This window comes from Allobosea psychrotolerans (genome assembly GCF_002917105.1).
Lineage (GTDB): Bacteria > Pseudomonadota > Alphaproteobacteria > Rhizobiales > Beijerinckiaceae > Allobosea > Allobosea psychrotolerans.
The window spans coordinates 23,823-41,440 of sequence record NZ_PQFZ01000025.1 but is presented as its reverse complement, the minus strand read 5'-3'; the positions used below and the strand labels follow the sequence as shown (position 1 = coordinate 41,440).

Genomic DNA, 17,618 nt, shown 5'->3' with positions numbered 1-17,618 from the left:
CTCGGGTCGCGCCCAGCATGACATGGGAGGTCACACCGCCCGCGTCGTCCGCTCCAGCCGCGCGAAACGCTCCAGCCGGAACGGCTTGGCGTCGATCATCGAGTTTTTGCCCGCGACGAGATCGGCGATCAGCCGGCCCGCGCCCGGGCCGATACCGAAGCCATGGCCGGAGAAGCCGCTGGCGATGAAGAAGCCGGGCAGGCGCGGCACTTCGCCGATCACCGGCACGGCGTCGGGCATCGCATCGACGAAGCCGCCCCAGGCCTGTGCGACCTTCATGCCCTTGAAGGCGGGGAAAGCCGCGACGAGATTGGCCTGCGCTTCGCTCAGGATCGAGTCGTAAGGCGCCGGATCGAGCACGCGGGTTTTTTCAAAGGGCGTCGTCTCGTCGAGCGACCAGCGCCGCACCGTCTTCGCCTCCTCCAGGAAGCGCTGGCCGAGCCTGAGCCTCAATTCATGCCGCTGCTTGACGAGGGAGGGCAGGAAATCGGCCATCAGGCGAAAACTGTCGGGCACGATCTCGGCCACGCTCGCGCCGCGATGGGCGATGGTGTAGCCGCCGTCCTGGCGCTTGCGGAAGGCGAAATCGGAGCCGCCGACGGCATGGGTCGGCGGGCCGTCCAGGGGCTCGGTGCGCAGGACCGAGCCCAGCACCTTGAGCTGCGGGAAGTCGATGCCGAGATTGCCGAGGAAGAGCCGTGACCAGGCGCCGCCGGCAAGCACGACGCGCTGGCAGGCGATCGTGCCGCGCTCCGTCACCACGGCGCTGACCCGGCCGGCCTTGGTCTCGATGCCGCGCACGGCGCAGCGCGTCAGAACCTGCCCGCCGAGCCGCTGCAGCGCGCGCGCCATGGCCGGCACCGCTTTTTGTGGTTCGGCGCGGGCATCGCTCGGCGTGAACAGGGCGCCTGCGAAAGCGCGCTTGCAGCCGGGCAGCACGCTCTCGATCTCGCGCGCGCTCAGCAGGCGTGAATCGAGCTGGTACTGCTTGGCATGGTCGAGCCAGGCCTCGTGCTCGGCGAGCTTTGCCGGCGTGTCGGCGACATAGACGATGCCCGAGCGGGTGAAGCCGGTATCGCCGCCGACCAGCTTGTCCATCTCCGACCAGAGCCGCATGCTCTCCAGCCCGAGCGGGATTTCGCTGGCGTCGCGGCCCATGATCCGGACCCAGCCCCAGTTGCGCCCGGACTGCTCGTGGCCGACCTCGCCCTTCTCGCAGACGGTGACGGAAACGCCCTCCTTGGCCAGGAAGATCGCCGTCATGATGCCGATGATGCCGCCGCCGATGACGACGACATCGCTGCTCCCGGGCAATGTGGCGTCGGGATCGATCGTCTCGATGGTGATGCCCATCAGATGGTCTCCCCGGCCGGAGGAAACGAGCCGGCTTCACGGCGGGGGCGGGGCATGAGCGGCGGCATGGTCAGTCCTGCGGGGTCGGCGTGGAATTGCGGAAGACGACGTGGTGAGGGTGGTTCACCGATTTCATGTATTCGATCGGCGCGCCGCTGCCGTCGCGCGCCACCAGCCTCAATACGAGGGTGGGCGAGCCGGGTTTGAGCGACAGCAGGCGGGCTTCCATGTCGGTTGCGATGCCGACGCCGATCTCGCGATCGCGGGCGCTGGCCTCGACGCCGTAGCGGGCCTTCAGCAACGCGTAGAGCGATTGCCCGGCGACGAGGTCCTCCGCGACCAGCCCGGCGAAGCGCATTGCCGGGAGATAGCTTGTCTCGATGCAGAACGGCTCGTCATTCACCGTGCGCAGCCGGCGGAACATGATGAGGTCGGCGCCGGTCGGGAGATCGAGCCGGCGCGCGATGCTCTCGGTCGCCGCCTCCTCGCCGAAATGCAGCAGCTTGTTGCCGGGGCTGCCGCCGGAGTTGCGGATGATCCGGGTGATGCCGAGCGAGGAACTGACCTCGATCGGGCGCGTGACCTGGACCAGGGGGACGCGCGTGCCGCTGGTGCCGTTGCGCTCCAGCACATTGCGCTCGACCAGCTTGTCGATCGCCTTGCGCACGGTCATGCGGTTGATCCGCAGCGTGTCCGCCAGAACGCGCTCGGACGGAATCCGGTCTCCCGGGCCGTAATCGGGCCCGTTGATCAGGTCGAGCAGGTAGTCCTGCACCTCGACATAGATCGGCTTGGCCCGCTTCACGGGTTCGCGCATGGCTGGCGTCTCTCGGATTCCCGTCGTCGCAGTTGAACTGGGATAGCGCCCGGTTTCCATCACTGGAAGCCGAAAAACGCGCCAGACCAACCCATGCGACGACATATCCTGATTGATTGGACTATGCTTGACAGCAATTGGTATAGCTGATTGGTATATACCAATTCTCGCTTGTCAGGAAATGGCTTTCTCTCATGTCCATCGCTTACGACCGCGCCCGCGTGCTGGACGGCCTCGCGCAGACGCAGGCTGCCGTGCCCGAGGCTTTCGCGCTCGGCCGCAAGCTCGCCCCCGGCGTCGACCGGATCTATCTCGTCGCCGCCGGCTCGGCCAACCGCGCCATGCTCGGCATCAAATACTGGCTCGAGCATTATTCACCCGGCATCGAGGTGCGCCGCTACTTCCCGGCCGAGTTCATGGCGATCGACCCGCCCCGGCTCGATGGCCGCACCCTGGTGCTGCTCGCCTCGAAATCGGGCACGACGCCGGAGACGGTCGCCGCCGCGCGGTTCCTGAAGGACAAGCCCTGCCAGGTCGTGGCCTTCAGCCAATATGCCGACAAGCCGCTGGCGCAGGCCGTGCCGCAGCATTTCATCGTCGGCGACACCAGCGAATCCTTCATCGCCATGTTCATGCTGATGCAGGCTCTGGTCGGTGGCATCATGACGGAGAAGGAAGGCTGGCCGCTCGGCGACAAGCTGCTCGCCTCGCTCGATGCCTTGCCTGGCGCGATTGCCGACGCTGCCGAGCAGAACGAGGAGCGCGCCGCCGCGGACGCAGTGCTCTACGCCAAGGACCGGAATTTCTACCATGTCGCCTCGGGGCCGGGCTTCACCACGGCCTATGTCTTCGGCGTCTGCATCCTGATGGAGATGCTCTGGCTGCACAGCTATCCGATCGAGGCGGCCGAGTTCTTCCACGGCCCCTTCGAGATCGTCGATCGCTCGACGCCGCTGATCCTGATCACCGGCGAGGATCCGAGCCGCCCGCTGATGGAGCGCGTTTCGAGCTTCTGCGACACCTATGCCGAGCGCGTGATGAAATATGATTCCCGCGACTTCGCGATGAAGGGCATCGCGCCTGAAATCCGCCCGATCATGGCGCCCTATATCCTGCAATCGGCGCTGAAGCGCCTGTCGGTGCATCTCTCCGTGCTGCACAACCAGCCGCTGACGACCCGCCGCTATATGTGGAAAGTGGCTTACTGAGCGGAGCGCGGTGATGGCCCACAGGGTGCTCGGCCTCGGCGACAACACGGTCGACACCTATGTCGATCGGGGTCTGCAGTTTCCCGGCGGCAACGCCGTCAATGTCGCCGTGCTCGCCCGCAGGCTTGGCGCGCAGGCCGGCTATCTCGGCTGCATCGGCACGGACGAGGCCGGCATGCTGCTGGTCGAGGCCTTGCGGCAGGAGGGCGTCGACACCGCGCATTGCCGCATTCTGCCCGGCGGCAATGCCCGCGCCTTCATCGGCCATGACGGCAATGACCGCCGCTTCCTGCGTTCCGAGCGCGGCGTGCGCGGGCAATGGGGCGGCTTCGGCGCTGAAGACCTCGCCTATGTCGCGGGCTTCGATCTCGTCCATTCCAGCGTCTACAGCGAGCTGGAGGCCGAGCTTCCAACGGTGCGGGGCGCCGCCCGCCTGCTGTCCTATGATTTCTCCGAGCGCTGGACCGACGCCAATCTGGCGGCGACGCTGCCGGCGCTCGACATCGCCTTCCTGTCCTTTCCCAATGGCTCGGATGCGGAGTGCCGCGCCTTGCTCGAGCGCTGCATCGGTCAGGGCGCGCGGATCGCGGTCGTGACCCGGGGCGCGCGCGGCTCGCTGGCCTTGTCTGACGGCGTCGTCTACGCACAAGGTATCAGCGAGGCGCGCATCGTCGATACGCTGGGCGCCGGGGATGGCTTCATCGCCGCCTTCATCCTGCGCCTGCTGCATGGCGCGGCTCTGGATGAGGCGCTTGCCGCCGGCGCCGATCACGCCGCTATGGTCTGCGGATATCAAGGGGGCTTCGGCCATGGTGCGGCTTGGTCGATGCCGCCCGACATGACTTGAGCATGACATCGAACTGAAGGCGGGAGTGGCTTCATGGCTTGGCGGATCGGGATCGATTCCGGGGGAACTTTTACCGACGTCTGTCTGTTCGACGACGCGACCGGCGAGGTGGCGGTCTGGAAGGTGCCCTCCACCCCGGATGATCCCTCCCGGGCGATTGCGCGCGGCACGCAGGAAGGCACCGAACGCGTCGGCGCCAAGCCGAGCGAAGTCGTCTATTTCGGGCATGGCACCACGGTCGGCACCAATGCCCTGATCCAGCATCGCGGCGTCAAGACCGGTCTCATCACCACCGAGGGCTTCCGCGATCTGATCGAGATCGGCCGCCAGAAGCGCCCCGATCTCTACGATCTCCAGGCCGACAAGGCGCCGCCCTTGGTGACCCGCGATCTGCGCTTCGGTGTCTCGGAACGCCTGCGCCATGACGGTTCGGTCGAGATTCCGCTCGATGAAGAGGGCGTGCGGGTTGCCGCCCGCGCCCTGAAAGCGGCCGGCGTCAAGGCAGTGGCGATCGGTTTCCTCTACGGCTTCGTGAATCCCGCCCATGAGCAGGCCGCCAAGCGCATCGTCGCCGAGGAGTTTCCGGAGGCCTTCATCTGCGCCTCGCATGAGGTCGCGCCCGAATTCCGCGAATATGAGCGTATCTCGACGGCGGTGGTGAACGCCTATCTCGGCCCGGTCATGCAGGGCTATATCCGCCGCCTTGCCGACCGGCTGATGGAGCTCGGCGTCACCACGACGCCGCATCTGACGCAGTCCAATGGCGGCGTCATCGGCTTCGACATGGCTGCCCGCCTGCCGGTGCGCACCGTGCTGTCGGGGCCCTCCACCGGCGTCGTCGCCGCGCAGGCGATCGGCCGGATGACCGGCATCGAAAACCTGATCACCTTCGACATGGGCGGCACCTCCTCGGACGTCGCCTTGCTGCGCGGCGGCGAGGCGAAATTCGCCAGCGACGCGATCGTCCACGGCTACCCGATCAAGGCGCCGATGCTCGACATCCACACCGTCGGGGCCGGCGGCGGCTCGCTCGCCGCGATCGATTCCGGCGGGCTGCTCAAGGTCGGCCCGCGCAGTGCCGGCGCCGATCCCGGCCCGGTCTGCTACGGACGCGGTGCGACCGAGCCCGCCGTCACCGACGCCAATGTCGTGCTGCAGACGCTGAACCCGACCCATCTGCTCGGCGGCCGCATGCCGATCCGGCAGGATCTCTCGAAGCAGGCGATCGGACGGCTCGCCGACCAGCTCGGCCTCGACGTGATGGCGACCGCCCAAGGCATCATCTCGGTCGTCACCGCCAACATGGCCAAGGCGATCCGCGTCGTCTCGGTCCAGCGCGGGCATGATCCGCGCGACTACGCGCTCGTCGCCTTCGGCGGCGCCGGTCCGCTGCATGCGGCGCGGCTGGCGCGCGAATTGGAGATGAAACGCATCGTCGTGCCGCGCAATCCCGGCATCGGCTGCGCGCTTGGCCTGCTGCTGACCGATCTGCGCGCCAATTTCGCCACGACCCGCCTCGCCACATTGGGCGACGGGCTGGTCGGCGCGATGACGGAGGCCTTCGCCGGGCTCGTGGCGCAGGGCGAGCACTGGTTCGCCGAGGAGAAGGTCGCGCCCAACGACCGCAAGCTCCGGCGCACGGCGGATCTGCGCTATCAGGGCCAGAATTACGAATTGTCGATCGACGTGCCGGAAGGCCCGATCTCGAGCGCGACCATCGCGGCTCTGGCCGATGGCTTCGCCGAGGCGCATAAGCGGCTCTACGGTTTCGTCGCCGAAGGCGAGGCGGTGCAGCTCGTGACCTACCGCGTCGAGGCGATCGGCTTCGTGCCCAAGGCGCAGTTCCGGCCGCAGGCCGATGCCGGGCCGGAATCGGACCATGCGATCATCGGCAGCCGCGAGGTCTGGTTCCCCGAGGCTGGCGGCTTCGTGGCGTGCAAGATCTATGATCGCGACAAGCTGAAATCCGGCAATGTCATCGCCGGCCCGGCGATCATCGAGCAGATGGATTCGACCACCGTGCTGCTGCCGGGGATGATCGCGACCGTCGAGCCTTACCTCAACCTGATCCTGGAGACGCCGTGATGAACGTCACCGCCACCGTCGCCGTCGATCCGATCACCGTCGAGGTCATCGGCTCCTCCTTTGCCTCGATCACCGAGGAAATGGGTGAGGCCCTCGTCAAGGCGAGCTATTCCACCAACATCAAGGAGCGCCGCGACTGCTCGACCGCGCTCTTCGACATCGCCGGCGACACGCTCTGCCAGGCCGAGCATATCCCGATGCATCTCGGCTCCTTCATCGGCATCATCCCGCATATCCTGAAGCGCCATCCCATCGCCGAGATGAAGCCCGGCGACGTCTTCATCGGCAATGACGCCTATGAGGGCGGCGGCACCCATCTGCCCGACATCGTCCTGGCCGAGCCGATCTTCCATGACGGCGTGATGGTCGCCTGGGCGGTCAACACGGCGCACCATTCCGATTTCGCCGATCGCGGCCACGCCCATATCTATCAGGAGGGCCTGCGCATTCCGCCGATCCGGCTCTATGACGGCGGCGTGCTGATGAAGGACGTGCAGGAGCTCATCCTGCTCAACTGCCAGGTTCCGCGCGAGCGCCTCTCCGATCTGCGCGCCCAGATGGCGGCCAACCGCCTCGGCGTCGAGCGCGTGCGTGCGCTCTGCGACAAATATGGCCGCACGACCGTGCTCTCGGCGGGCAAGGCCTTGCAGGATTATGCCGAGCGCAAGATGCGCGCCGGCATCGCCTCGATTCCCGACGGCGTCTATCGCTTCGCTGATCTCTTCGACAATCCCGAGGTCGAGGAGCCGATGGAGTTCTCGGTCGAGATCACGGTCGCGGGCGAGGAGATGAAGCTCGCTTTTGAGTCCCCGCCGCAGGCGCGCGCCGGCTTCAACATGGTCTACACCGCGCTGCTCTCGACAGTGTACTACGCCGTCAAGACCGTGGCCGATCCGACGATCCCGCCCAATGCCGGCCTCGCCCGGCCGCTGACCATCACGGCGACGGAAGGCACGGTGCTGAACTGCCTGCATCCGGCGGCGGTGAACGGGCGCATCGCACCCTGCCAGCGTGTCGTCGATCTGATCCACGGCGCGCTTGCCCAGGCCGTGCCGGAACGCGTCATCGCCGCCTGCTCGGGCGCGGTCGCCTCCGCCACCTTCATGGGCGCAAGGCCCGGCAGCGGCGATCTCTGGGTCTATCTGGAAACCATCGGCGGCGGCTCGGGCGCGCGTGCGACCAAGGACGGTCTCGACGGTGTCCATGTCCACATGACCAACACCTCGAACCTGCCGGTCGAGGCGCTGGAGGTCGAGTATCCCTTGACGCTGCTGCGCTATGAACTGGTCGACGGTTCCGGCGGCCAGGGCCGGCATCGCGGCGGCATGGGCCTGCGCCGCGTCTACCGTGCCGAGGCTCCCTGCCGCCTCAATGTCGACAATTCGCGCCTGAATTCGCGTCCCTGGGGCATCGCCGGCGGCGAGTCGGGGCAGGGCGGCTCCTTTGCCTTCAGCGACGGGGTCGGCCCCTTCGTCAGGGGCGACGGCGCGCTGGAGGCGGGGCAGATCGTCGAGATCATCACGCCGGGCGCCGGCGGCTACGGCCCGCCCTCGGAGCGCAGCGCACAGGACAAGGCGCGCGATATCGCCGAAGGGCGGTTGCTGCCGGCCTAGTGCCGGATGGTTTCAGACGGGATCAAAAAATGATCCCGTCTGAAACCTGAATCCGCCTCTCATCAAAGCGTTAGAGCATGATGTCGTCCGAAAACCGGTTCCCACTTTTCGGCATCATGCTCTGAGCGCAGTTACAAGCGCATGCCGCCATCGACGGCGATCTCGGCGCCGTTGATATAGGCGCCTTCGGGCGAGCACAGCAGCCGCGCTATCCCGGCGCAGTCCTGCGGCGCGCCTATCCGTCCGAGCGGGATGCGCTCCAGCGCGAGCGCCTCGCGGCCGGGTTCGGCCAGGACCGCGCGGTTGCGTTCCGTCCGGATGGCGCCGGGCTGGATCACGTTGCAGGTCACGTCCGGCGCGCGCAGCGTGCGGGCGAGGGTGAGGATCATGCTGGTCTGCGCCGCCTTGGTCGCGGCGTAGTAGAAGCAGTCGGCATTGGCGCGTGCCTCCTGCACCGAGCCGATCGCGATGATCCTGCCGAAACCGCGCGCCACCATGCCGGGCAGGAAGCTGCGGATCAATCGCGCGGTCGCGTGCAGATTGACCTCGCTCTGGACCCGCAGGGCCTTGTCGCTGACCGTATCCCAGCTCTCGCGGATTTCCGCGGAGGCGCAGAGCACGAGAATGTCGGGCTCAGATCCGCGCGCCCGAAGTTCCGTCAGCATGGCGGCGGGAGCCAGGGGCTCGGCGAGATCGGCGATCAGGCTGGAGGCCGAGGCTCCGCTGCCGAGAAGTGCGGCCGTCGCGGCCTGGGCCGCCTCCCGGTCGCGATCATGCAGGATCGCATGCGCGCCGGCTTCCGCCAGCGCGGTGGCAATCGCAAACCCGATCCCGCGCGCTGCGCCCGTGACGAGGGCGACGCATCCTGACAGCGTCTCGCCCATCAGCCGAGCAGCGGCTTCACGCGCTTCACCGCGTCATCCATCGCCTGTTGCGGCGGCTTGATGCCGAGCACGGCGGCCTGCGTCTCCTCCAGGAAGATGTCGTGGGCGCGGGCCTGCTCGTCGAATGCCGGCAGATGGATGCGCGAGGCCTTGAGCGCGGCAGCCTCGTCGGCGGCATAGGGCATGGCGGCTTTCAGCTTCTCGTTGGTATAGGTCGAAACCCGCGTCGGGCCGTTGCCGTTCAGGGCCATGGCCAAGGTCCCGGCCTTGGACGACAGCGCCCGGATCATCTCCCAGCTCAGCGGTTTCTGCTTCGCATTCTTCGGAATCACCAGCGACCAGAATTCGGTCGTTGGCGCGTAGGTGACCTTGCCGGCCAGATCCGCGGCCATCGGCGGCAGCAGCGATTTGAAGCGCCCGCCATATTTGCCCTTGGCCGGGTCGTTATAGGCCACGAGCCGCGCGAAGGGGTTGATCGTCATCGCGGCACGGCCCTGCTGCATCCAGGTCGTGATCTCTTCATTGTTCACGGTCGCGAAATTGCGCGGCAGCACGCCGGCCTTGTAGAAATCCGCCAGCAGCGTCAGCGCCTTGACCATGCCGGGCTCGTTGGCGACGAGCTTGCCGTCTGTGGTCATGTAGTCGCCGCCGAGACAGCGCGCGAGCGTCAGGAAGTTCGAGGCGAAGACGGCGGTGAAGGCGAGGCCGTTCACCTGCGTGCCGTCGTCGCGCTTGAAGGTCAGCTTGCGGGCAAGCTCGGCCAAGTCCTCGAAACTGGTCGGCAGCTTGCTGACGCCGCGCTCCTCCAGGATCGCCTCGTTGTAGATCAGCGCGTTGGTGGCGTGGCGGACGGGGATGCCGTGCAGCGCGCCGTCGAGCTTCATCGGCGCGGTCAGGCCCGGTGCGAAATCATCCATCGCCTCGATGGCCGATTGCTTCAGCAGGGCGTCGAGCGGCTCGAACAGCTTGAGATTGCGCGGCACGGCCCGCCCGTTGAGCAGATAGGCGACGTCGATCGTGGTCTCGCCCAGCGTCGCCTCGCGCAGCAGCCGCTCATGGATGGCGTTGACGTCGCCGAAGGTGACCCAGTTGATGCTCGCGCCCGATTGCTTGCGCCAGGCTTCCGTGGCGTCGCCGCCCGGCCCGGTCGTGGCCGAGGTCTGATGGACGCGATGGCCGAGCGCGGTGACGGTTTTCGCCTGGGCGCGGGCGATGCGCGGCAAGGCGAGCGAGGCCGCGGCGCCGCCCGAGATCAGGCCGAATGCGCGACGCGAGATGGATATGGTCATGCTTGTCCTCCGAGGGTTTGGCTCGCGCTGTCTCGCGCGTTGTCATGTGGTCGATCTCAGGCGGGCAGCAGCGGCTGCACGCGCTTGACCAGCGAGGCCATCGCCTCCTCCGGCGTCTTCAGCCCGAGCACGGCCGCTTCCGCTTCTTCCTTGAACAGGTCGCCGGCACGTGCGGCTTCATCGAAGGCGGGCATCGGCACGCGCGCCACCTTCAGCACCTTCAGCTCCTCGGCTGCATAGGGCACGGTGCCGGCGAAGCCTGCCTCGGCATAGGTCGAGGCGCGCACCGGGCCGTTGCCATTGAGCGCCGCCTTCAGCGTCGCCTCCTTTGCAACCATCGCCTTGATGAAGCTCCAGGAGAGCTCCTTGCGCCTGGCGTTCCTGGGAATGACGAGACCCCAGAACTCGACCTTGGCCGGCGCGGCGTCATATTTCCCGGCGAGCGTCTTCGAGGCCGGCACCGCGATCGTCTTGATCTTGCCGGGAAATTTCGACTTCTGCGGGTCGTTGTAGATGCGGTTGCGGCCCATGCTCTGCAGGCTCATCGCGGCGCGGCCAGTCTGCATCCAGACATTGACGTCCTCGGGCGAGAGCGTCGCGAAATTGCGCGGAAACGCCCCGCTTTCGAAGAGTGCGCGCAAGAGCTTGATCGCGTTCAGCATGGCCGGCTGGTCGGCGACGCATTTGAAGTCCGGCGTGATGAAGTCGCCATCCCAGGCGCGCGCGATGTCGATCACATTGGGATAGGTCACGCCTGGCATGCACAGGCCCGTCACCGCCGTGCCGTCGCTGCGGCGATAGGTGCAGGCGCGCGCGATCTCGACCATCTCCTCGATCGTCGCTGGGGGCTTGCTGAAGCCCTTCTCGGCCAGAAGCTCCTCATTGTAGTGCAGGCCCGAGGAGGCATGGCGGAAGGGGATGGCGAGCTGCTTTCCGCCGACCTTCATCCCCTCCATCAGCCCCGGGAAGATGTCGGGTGCATCCTCCAGCGGGTCGCGCTTGAGATAGTCGTCGAGTGGTTCGAACAGATTGGCGGCGCGCGGGATCGCCTGGGTGTTCAGGAGGAAGCCGACATCGACCGAGGTCTCGCCGAGGCTCGCCTCGCGGAACAAGCGTTCCTGCAGCGGGCCGGTGTCGAAGGTCGTCCACTGGATCGTGGCGCCGGTCTTCTGGCTCCAGTCCCTGGTGATGTCGCCGCCCTGCGCGCCGGTCGCGACCGTCTGCATGACGCGGTGAGCGAAGACGTTGAGCGGACCGGCCTGCGCGAGGGCGGGCGCAGCGCCCAGCCCGGCGAAACTCAGACCCGCGAGGCCACCTAGCAGTTCTCTACGGTCGAGCCCTTGTCCTGTCGTCATGGTATTCCTCCCGGGATGCCGCGATTTCCGCGATGGCGGCTTCAGCCGCTTCGAAATGCTTGTTCATGGCGGCCTGCGCCGCAGCAATGTCGCCGATGGCGATGGCCTCGACGACGCGGACATGCCGCTCATAGGTCTTGCGCCAATCGGCCTGGGTGCGGGCCTCGCGCGAATTGAAGATCTCCATCACCTGCCGGATCACCGGGCGCAGGCCCCTGATCTGGAAATCGAGCAGGCGGTTGCCCGATGACGCGGCGATCGCCTCGTGGAAATCGAGATCGGCCTCGATCCAGCGCGGCACGTCGCCGAGCGCGGCTTCCATGCGCTGCAGAATCCCGCGCAGGCGCTCGAGATCGGCTTCGCTGCGGCGCTCGGCGCTATGGGCGGCGATCGGCGGTTCGAGGATGCGGCGCAGTTCGACCGCCTGGATCAACCCGGTCTTGCTGCCGCTGACGGCGAAGCGGAAGAAGCGGTCGAGCGGGGCGGCGTTCAGCGCCTGTACGCGCGTGACCTTGCCCTGCTGGATATGAACCACGCCCATCGCCGCGAGCTGGCGAATGGCCTCGCGCGCGATCGGCTTGCTGACGCCGAAGGAGGCCGCGATCCGCGATTCCGAGGGCAGCGCGTCGCCCGGCTTCAACCGTCCGTCATGGATCGCTTGGGTGATGCGCGCGATCAGCGCGTCGCCGAGCCGCGTCGGCACGACATCGGACCCGCCGAACGGGTCGCTGTCGATCGCGGCTGTCAGGGCGGCGTCGTTCATCATCGTCTCCATGAATTGATGATTGACAGATGCCGCTCATCTTTGCAACTGATCAACCTATCAGATAAGTTTAATGTCCTGGGGAGGACAGCGCCGCCATGACGGCAAGCCGTATCACGCAGATCATCGCGCATCCCTTGCGCGCCACGCTTGCCAAGGTGCAGCGCACCTCGCAGGGCGACTATCCCGCCATCGAGCTTGTCGTCGTCGAGGTCGTGACCAGCGACGGCGTGGTGGGGTTCGGCGAGGCCCTGGCGCGGCGCGGCGCGGCCGGCTACGCGCGGTTGATCGAGGAGGTGCTCGGCCCCCGCCTGATCGGCAAGGCCCCGGCCGACCGGCGCGCGCATTGGAAGACGATGCGTGCTGCGCTTTCCGGCCGCCCCGGCGGGCAATTGGTCGAGGCGATCGCGGGTGTCGACATCGCGCTCTGGGACATCGCCGGCAAACAGGCCGGCCTGCCGATCCACAAGCTGCTCGGCGGCATCGGGCGCAGCGAGGTCGCGGCCTATGCCTCCTCGATCAACTGGCTCGACGATGCGACTGTGGAAGCAGAGGTTGCGGCGGCGCTGAAAGCCGGCTTCCGCGAGATCAAGGTCAAGCTCGGCCACCCGCTGAAGGACGCGATCGCCAGGGCGCGGTTCGTCCGCAAGCTCGCGGGCGACGACATCTCCCTCTATGTCGACGCCAACTGGGCCTATGATGTCGATGACGCGCTGATCGTCGGCCGGGCGCTGGCCGATCTCGGCTATGGCTTCTTCGAGGAGCCGATCGCACCGCATGATCGCGAGGGTTATCGTCGGCTCGCCCAGCACCTGCCGATCAGGCTCGCGGCGGGCGAAAGCGACTATGTCGCCTCCGAGGCGCTGATCATGCTGCGGGACCGTTCGCTGGGGCTGATCCAGCCCGATGTGACGCGCTCGGGCGGCATCACCGAGACCTGGCGCATCGCCGAACTCGCCGCCGCCTTCAACACGGCCTACGCCCCCCATGTCGGCTGGTCCGGCGCGATCTGCGTCGCCGCCAGCCTCCAGCTCGCCGCGGCGGCGGAGAGCTTCCGCACCTTCGAGTGCATGGTCTACGAGAACCCGCTGCGCGATGCTTTCACGCATCCGATCGTCGGCGAGGGCAGGCAGCTCACCGACGGCAAGCTCGCCGTGCCGCAGGGCCCTGGCCTCGGCATCGAGATCGATCGCGACGCGCTCAAGCGTTTCCGGATCGCCTGATGACCGCACGCACGCCCCTTTCGGCCATCGCACTGGTCGGCCCCGTCCAGCTCATGGTCGGCGGCATCATCTTCCTGCCGGCGATCTATGTGTTCTGGCTCAGCCTGAACCAGTCCTCCTTCGGCCAGGCCGCAAGCTTCGTCGGCCTCGCCAACTACGCCAAGGTCCTGGGCGATCCCTATTTCTGGCGCGCGCTCGTCAACACGGTGATCGTGGTTGCCGTGGTCGTGCATATCGAACTGCTGCTCGGCCTCCTGATGGCGCTGTTCTTCGCCTCGGGCGTGCCGTTCCGACCGATCCTGCTCGCCATCGTGCTCGCGCCCTATGCGGTCAGCGAGGTCTCGGCCGTGGTGATGTGGCGCTATCTGTTCGAGCCCGATGTCGGGATGATGAGCCAGATGCTCTCCTTCGTCGGCCTGCCTCCGATCGAATGGGCGGTGAAGCCGAACCATGGCCTGTTCATGGTCTCGCTGCTCTCGATCTGGCTGCACCTGCCCTTCTCCTTCATCATCATCTACGCCGCCAGGCTGTCGATCCCGAGCGATCTCTACGAGGCCGGCGCGATCGACGGAGCCAGCAGCTGGACCGCGTTTCGCCGCATCACCTTGCCGCTCCTGATGCCGGCCCTGCTGATCGCGGCCTTGTTTCGCTACATCTTCGCCTTCCGGCTGTTCTCCGAGGTCTGGCTGATGACCGGCGGCGGGCCGGCGCGCACCACCGAGGTGCTGGCGGTCTATCTCTATCTCGAGGCCTTTCGTTACAACGCCTTCGGCTCGGCTGCCGCCACGGGCTGGCTGCTCGTGCTCGCCTCGCTCCTGCTCGCGCTGTTCTATCTGCGCCGGCTCTACCGGGAGATGTTCGGCAAGCATGTCTAAATCACCCTCCCTCCCTCGCCTGATCCTGAAGCTGCTGGGCGTCCTCGTCATCGTCGCCTGGTCGGTCCTGCCGATTGCTTTGATCGCGATGTCGTCCTTCAAATCGGACCGCGATATCTTCTCGCTGACCTCGCGTTTCAGCTTCGCGCCGACATTGGCGAATTACGAACTGCTCTGGAGTCGCTGGGGCGACTTCTTCTTCGGGCTCTGGAACAGCTTCATCGTCACGGTCGGCGCGACCGTGCTCGCCGTCCTGGTCTCGTTGCTCGCCGGCTTCGCCTATTCGCGCCATGCCTCGAAGGGTCTGCAGGCCTCAGCCTTCTTCCTGATCTTCATCCGCTTGATCCCGCCGATCGTGATCACGCTGCCATTGTTTCCGGTGGTGAACTGGCTCGGCCTCAACGACACGCATCTGATCCTGATCGTGCTCTACGCCACCTTCTTCGTCTCGCTCGGCACCATCGTGATGCGCACCTTCATCGACCAGATCCCGCGCGAGCTCGACGAGGCGGCGATGATCGACGGCGCGTCGCAGATGCAGATCGTCTGGCGCGTCATCCTGCCGATGGCGGCCCAGGGCATGCTCGCGGTCGCGGTCTTCGTCATCGTCTATGCCTGGAACGAGTTCCTCTTCGCCTTCATCTTCACCACCACCAAGGCCAAGACCGCGCCTTTGGTGATCTCGGAGATGATCGGCGCGGTCGAGGGCGTCGAATGGGGCGTGCTCTTCGCCGCCTCGACCGTCCAGCTCCTGCCGGTGCTCGCCTTCGTCATCCTCATGCAGAAGCATCTCGTCGCCGGCCTGACCGCCGGCGCGGTGAAGGGGTAGAAACCAATGACCTCACCCAATTCGCAGCTCGACGACATGCGCCGCGCCATCCGCGAGGCCGATCCCAGCCTGAGCCGCTTCGACCCCCTGCCGCGCATCATCTGCCTCGATGATTTCGACCGCGGCATGTGCGGCTGGACCCAGCTCGTCGGCAATTACGAGCACTCGCTCGACGCGATGCTGCCGGGCTACGCCCAGCACAGCCATGCCATGCTCTCGACCTTGCCGAACTGGGATTTCGGCTCGCATGGCGGGGTCGACGGCTCCTATGCGCTGAAGATCGCGACACGGCCGAAGACGGGTGCGCAGAATGTCGCGATCAAGCGCCTGACCTTTCGCAAGGCCGGCCCGATCCGGCTCGAGACCTATTTCACCTTCAAGCCCGAAGCGACCGAGCTCCAGCTCTCGGAGACCGACATCCGCTCCTTCGGCTTCCTCTACGACCTCCAGGTCGGCGACCAGCATGGCGCGGGCGGCAACCGGGTGATGCCGCATCTGCGCTTCCTCAACGCCGAGAACGGCGTGCATCTGCAGAAATGGCAGTTCAAGCGCAAGACGACGCCGATCAAGCCGATCGGCACGGCCGGCAAGACGATCACGCATTACCATCTCGCCCCGACCGACTGGGAGGACCTGCCGGGCGGCGAGCAGCGGCTCTGCTACAACGAGATCCCGACCAAGGTGAACTGGCACTATCTGCGCTTCGACTTCGACCTCGCGACGATGCAGGCGACGCGCTTCCAGGTGAATGACCGCGTCTTCGACATGTCGACCTATGACTGCATCCGCATCCCGGCGATGAAGAACCTCTGGTGCATGCTGAACATCGGCTTCTTCGCCGAGACCGACACCGACAAGCGCGCCTTCGCCTATCTCGATTCCGTTTGCCTGTCGGGAGATTTCTGATGCTGCCCGAGAACCTCACCGCCATCGTCGCTCGCAACGAGATCTGGACGGGGATGAGCGCGACCGAACCCTATGAGGCCGGCTGGGCCAAGGAGGCGATTGTCTTCGTGCGGGCGCTGAAGCTACCCAAGGGCAAACTCCCCAAGGCGCGCATCGAGATCTCGGCCGACGGGATGCATTGGGCCCCGGAAGGTTCGGAATTCGATCTGCCGGCGGCGGAGAACGCCGTCACCTTCCAGCGCCTCGCCCATTTCGGCAATTTCTTGCGCGTCACGGCGTCCTTGCCCGCGGGGGCGGAGATCACCGTGCTGGTCAGCATGCATTTCAAGGCTTGAGAGACGGCTTGAGGCTTCTCTCAGCCCTCATCCTTCGAGGCGCCGCTTCGCGGCTCCTCAGGATGAGGGCTCGAATCTCAAACGGTCGCTGAGGACGGCTCTCTTCACGGCAGGTTCTCGCGCAGGATGATCTCGGTGCGCGGGCTTTCCGTGCCATGCAGGGCCGGTCGCCCGGCGCGCAGATTGGCGAAGATCGCGACGCAATCCATCAGCGCCGCCTGCGGATTCTGGGTGATGACCGCATCCATCGCGCCCTCGATGAGCAGGGCGCGCGTCTCCGCCGTCAGGCCATGGCCGACGAAGACGACCTCGTGCTGCCGGCCCGCCTCCTTCAGCGCCCTGGCGATGCCTTCGGGACCGCCGCCGATATTGTAGATGCCGGCAAGGTCGGGATGCTGCGCCAGGAGCGTCTTGGTCTGGCGATAATTCCTGGCCTCGTCGTCATGGCCCTCGCGCAGGCCGACGACCTCGATTGCCGGGAACAGCTCCTCGAACAGATGCAGGAAGCCCATCTCGCGCTCTTCATGGGCGCGGTAGCTCAGGCTGCCGGCGATCATCGCGACCTTGGCGGGCCTGGGCCCGATGAAGCGGGCGATGAGGTAGCCGGCCGAGCGCCCCGCCGAGCGGTTGTCGAGCCCGACATAGGCGACGCGCCGCGTCTTGGCGATGTCCGAGATCAGCGTCACCGTGGGCACGCCGCGTTCGGCCAGCCAGTCGACTGCTTCGCGCACCGTCGGGTGCTCCAGCGCCATGAAGGCGATGCCGTCGACGTCACGCCCGATGCGGCGCAGATGCTGGGCCAGCAATTCGGGCTTGAAACTCTCGATATAGTCGACGCGCGCCCGCATGTTGAACGAGGCGAGCTGGTCCTGCGAGCTGCCGATCAGGCGCCCGAGCATACCGAGGAAGCGGTTCGTGCCGGCGGGGATCAGGAAGGCGAGGCGCAGGGGTTTGAGCGCGCTGGCCGGCAGGGCGCCGTCCATGACGTAGCCGAGCTCGCCGGCCGCCTTCAGGACGCGCTGCACCGTGACCGATCGCACGCCGGGGCGCTGGTTCAAGACCCGGTCGACGGTTGCGCTCGAGACGCCGGCGAGCCGCGCCACATCGCCCATCCCAGCCATGCGGCGGCGACGTGGCAGGCTCTCCGCGCTCTCGTCCGTGGCGCTGTCATCCTGAGAGAAGGGCATGCAAAACCAATCAAAAACCATCAGAGAATGAGTTTGACGGACCTCATCG

Annotated in this window: 16 protein-coding genes; 9 read left to right on the top strand and 7 right to left on the bottom strand. The window is 66.6% G+C overall.

The genetic code is table 11. From position 1 onward, the window contains the following. Window positions 1-30: 30 nt before the first annotated feature. Both CYD53_RS26605 and CYD53_RS26600 read right to left on the bottom strand, forming a co-directional pair. Window positions 31-1,356, bottom strand: coding sequence for an NAD(P)/FAD-dependent oxidoreductase (locus tag CYD53_RS26605; protein WP_425428350.1), 1,326 nt, complete (start codon window positions 1,354-1,356; stop codon window positions 31-33). Between the two features lie 67 nt (window positions 1,357-1,423). Next, on the bottom strand, window positions 1,424-2,170 hold the full coding sequence (locus CYD53_RS26600) for a GntR family transcriptional regulator (RefSeq protein ID WP_181012043.1): 747 nt from the start codon (window positions 2,168-2,170) through the stop codon (window positions 1,424-1,426). A 194-nt stretch (window positions 2,171-2,364) separates the two neighbouring features. Here CYD53_RS26600 and CYD53_RS26595 point away from each other — a divergent pair, with 194 nt between their 5' ends. The 4 genes from CYD53_RS26595 to CYD53_RS26580 are packed head-to-tail and all read left to right on the top strand — an operon-like array spanning window position 2,365 to window position 7,923. Next, a complete protein-coding gene (locus CYD53_RS26595; RefSeq protein WP_103721106.1) occupies window positions 2,365-3,378 on the top strand; it encodes an SIS domain-containing protein in 1,014 nt (337 codons plus the stop codon). 13 nt (window positions 3,379-3,391) lie between these two features. Continuing rightward, entirely contained in the window at window positions 3,392-4,225 is an 834-nt protein-coding gene (locus tag CYD53_RS26590; RefSeq protein WP_103721105.1) for a PfkB family carbohydrate kinase, read from the top strand. A 33-nt stretch (window positions 4,226-4,258) separates the two neighbouring features. Beyond that, a complete protein-coding gene (locus CYD53_RS26585; RefSeq protein ID WP_103721104.1) occupies window positions 4,259-6,310 on the top strand; it encodes a hydantoinase/oxoprolinase family protein in 2,052 nt (683 codons plus the stop codon). Then, a complete protein-coding gene (locus tag CYD53_RS26580; protein WP_103721103.1) occupies window positions 6,310-7,923 on the top strand; it encodes a hydantoinase B/oxoprolinase family protein in 1,614 nt (537 codons plus the stop codon). The genes CYD53_RS26585 and CYD53_RS26580 overlap by 1 nt, the downstream gene beginning before the upstream one ends. A gap of 131 nt (window positions 7,924-8,054) precedes the next feature. Here CYD53_RS26580 and CYD53_RS26575 read toward each other — a convergent pair whose 3' ends face one another. The 4 genes from CYD53_RS26575 to CYD53_RS26560 are packed head-to-tail and all read right to left on the bottom strand — an operon-like array spanning window position 8,055 to window position 12,214. Then, the gene (locus CYD53_RS26575; protein ID WP_103721102.1) at window positions 8,055-8,807 is read right to left on the bottom strand and encodes an SDR family NAD(P)-dependent oxidoreductase; all 753 of its coding nucleotides are present in this window, start codon (window positions 8,805-8,807) and stop codon (window positions 8,055-8,057) included. Further along, the gene (locus CYD53_RS26570) at window positions 8,807-10,096 is read right to left on the bottom strand and encodes an ABC transporter substrate-binding protein (RefSeq protein ID WP_103721101.1); all 1,290 of its coding nucleotides are present in this window, start codon (window positions 10,094-10,096) and stop codon (window positions 8,807-8,809) included. The genes CYD53_RS26575 and CYD53_RS26570 overlap by 1 nt, the downstream gene beginning before the upstream one ends. Before the next feature lie 56 nt (window positions 10,097-10,152). Further along, on the bottom strand, window positions 10,153-11,451 hold the full coding sequence (locus tag CYD53_RS26565; protein ID WP_103721100.1) for an ABC transporter substrate-binding protein: 1,299 nt from the start codon (window positions 11,449-11,451) through the stop codon (window positions 10,153-10,155). Next, a complete protein-coding gene (locus tag CYD53_RS26560; protein ID WP_181012042.1) occupies window positions 11,423-12,214 on the bottom strand; it encodes a FadR/GntR family transcriptional regulator in 792 nt (263 codons plus the stop codon). Before CYD53_RS26560 ends, CYD53_RS26565 begins: the two co-directional genes overlap by 29 nt. Before the next feature lie 98 nt (window positions 12,215-12,312). Here CYD53_RS26560 and CYD53_RS26555 point away from each other — a divergent pair, with 98 nt between their 5' ends. The 5 genes from CYD53_RS26555 to CYD53_RS26535 are packed head-to-tail and all read left to right on the top strand — an operon-like array spanning window position 12,313 to window position 16,382. Then, the gene (locus CYD53_RS26555; RefSeq protein ID WP_103721098.1) at window positions 12,313-13,437 is read left to right on the top strand and encodes a mandelate racemase/muconate lactonizing enzyme family protein; all 1,125 of its coding nucleotides are present in this window, start codon (window positions 12,313-12,315) and stop codon (window positions 13,435-13,437) included. Then, window positions 13,437-14,312 (top strand): carbohydrate ABC transporter permease, encoded by an 876-nt coding sequence (locus CYD53_RS26550; RefSeq protein WP_103721097.1) that lies wholly within the window; start codon window positions 13,437-13,439, stop codon window positions 14,310-14,312. The genes CYD53_RS26555 and CYD53_RS26550 overlap by 1 nt, the downstream gene beginning before the upstream one ends. Then, the gene (locus CYD53_RS26545; RefSeq protein ID WP_103721096.1) at window positions 14,305-15,141 is read left to right on the top strand and encodes a carbohydrate ABC transporter permease; all 837 of its coding nucleotides are present in this window, start codon (window positions 14,305-14,307) and stop codon (window positions 15,139-15,141) included. The genes CYD53_RS26550 and CYD53_RS26545 overlap by 8 nt, the downstream gene beginning before the upstream one ends. Before the next feature lie 6 nt (window positions 15,142-15,147). Then, window positions 15,148-16,047, top strand: coding sequence for a DUF6772 family protein (locus CYD53_RS26540; RefSeq protein WP_342751746.1), 900 nt, complete (start codon window positions 15,148-15,150; stop codon window positions 16,045-16,047). Next, on the top strand, window positions 16,047-16,382 hold the full coding sequence (locus tag CYD53_RS26535) for a hypothetical protein (protein ID WP_103721095.1): 336 nt from the start codon (window positions 16,047-16,049) through the stop codon (window positions 16,380-16,382). Before CYD53_RS26540 ends, CYD53_RS26535 begins: the two co-directional genes overlap by 1 nt. 104 nt (window positions 16,383-16,486) lie before the next feature. Here CYD53_RS26535 and CYD53_RS26530 read toward each other — a convergent pair whose 3' ends face one another. Beyond that, window positions 16,487-17,569 (bottom strand): LacI family DNA-binding transcriptional regulator, encoded by a 1,083-nt coding sequence (locus tag CYD53_RS26530; RefSeq protein WP_103721135.1) that lies wholly within the window; start codon window positions 17,567-17,569, stop codon window positions 16,487-16,489. Between the last annotated feature and the right edge of the window lie 49 nt (window positions 17,570-17,618).

Bases quoted from the DNA above. Each gene is read 5' to 3' on its own strand.
- CYD53_RS26590 (WP_103721105.1), top strand. From the start codon at position 3,392: ATGGCCCACAGGGTGCTCGGCCTCGGCGACAACACGGTCGACACCTAT.
- CYD53_RS26595 (WP_103721106.1), top strand. From the start codon at position 2,365: ATGTCCATCGCTTACGACCGCGCCCGCGTGCTGGACGGCCTCGCGCAG.
- CYD53_RS26570 (WP_103721101.1), bottom strand. From the start codon at position 10,096: ATGACCATATCCATCTCGCGTCGCGCATTCGGCCTGATCTCGGGCGGC.
- CYD53_RS26565 (WP_103721100.1), bottom strand. From the start codon at position 11,451: ATGACGACAGGACAAGGGCTCGACCGTAGAGAACTGCTAGGTGGCCTC.
- CYD53_RS26560 (WP_181012042.1), bottom strand. From the start codon at position 12,214: ATGAACGACGCCGCCCTGACAGCCGCGATCGACAGCGACCCGTTCGGC.
- CYD53_RS26555 (WP_103721098.1), top strand. From the start codon at position 12,313: ATGACGGCAAGCCGTATCACGCAGATCATCGCGCATCCCTTGCGCGCC.
- CYD53_RS26540 (WP_342751746.1), top strand. From the start codon at position 15,148: ATGACCTCACCCAATTCGCAGCTCGACGACATGCGCCGCGCCATCCGC.
- CYD53_RS26550 (WP_103721097.1), top strand. From the start codon at position 13,437: ATGACCGCACGCACGCCCCTTTCGGCCATCGCACTGGTCGGCCCCGTC.
- CYD53_RS26530 (WP_103721135.1), bottom strand. From the start codon at position 17,569: ATGCCCTTCTCTCAGGATGACAGCGCCACGGACGAGAGCGCGGAGAGC.
- CYD53_RS26580 (WP_103721103.1), top strand. From the start codon at position 6,310: ATGAACGTCACCGCCACCGTCGCCGTCGATCCGATCACCGTCGAGGTC.
- CYD53_RS26600 (WP_181012043.1), bottom strand. From the start codon at position 2,170: ATGCGCGAACCCGTGAAGCGGGCCAAGCCGATCTATGTCGAGGTGCAG.
- CYD53_RS26535 (WP_103721095.1), top strand. From the start codon at position 16,047: ATGCTGCCCGAGAACCTCACCGCCATCGTCGCTCGCAACGAGATCTGG.
- CYD53_RS26545 (WP_103721096.1), top strand. From the start codon at position 14,305: ATGTCTAAATCACCCTCCCTCCCTCGCCTGATCCTGAAGCTGCTGGGC.
- CYD53_RS26575 (WP_103721102.1), bottom strand. From the start codon at position 8,807: ATGGGCGAGACGCTGTCAGGATGCGTCGCCCTCGTCACGGGCGCAGCG.
- CYD53_RS26585 (WP_103721104.1), top strand. From the start codon at position 4,259: ATGGCTTGGCGGATCGGGATCGATTCCGGGGGAACTTTTACCGACGTC.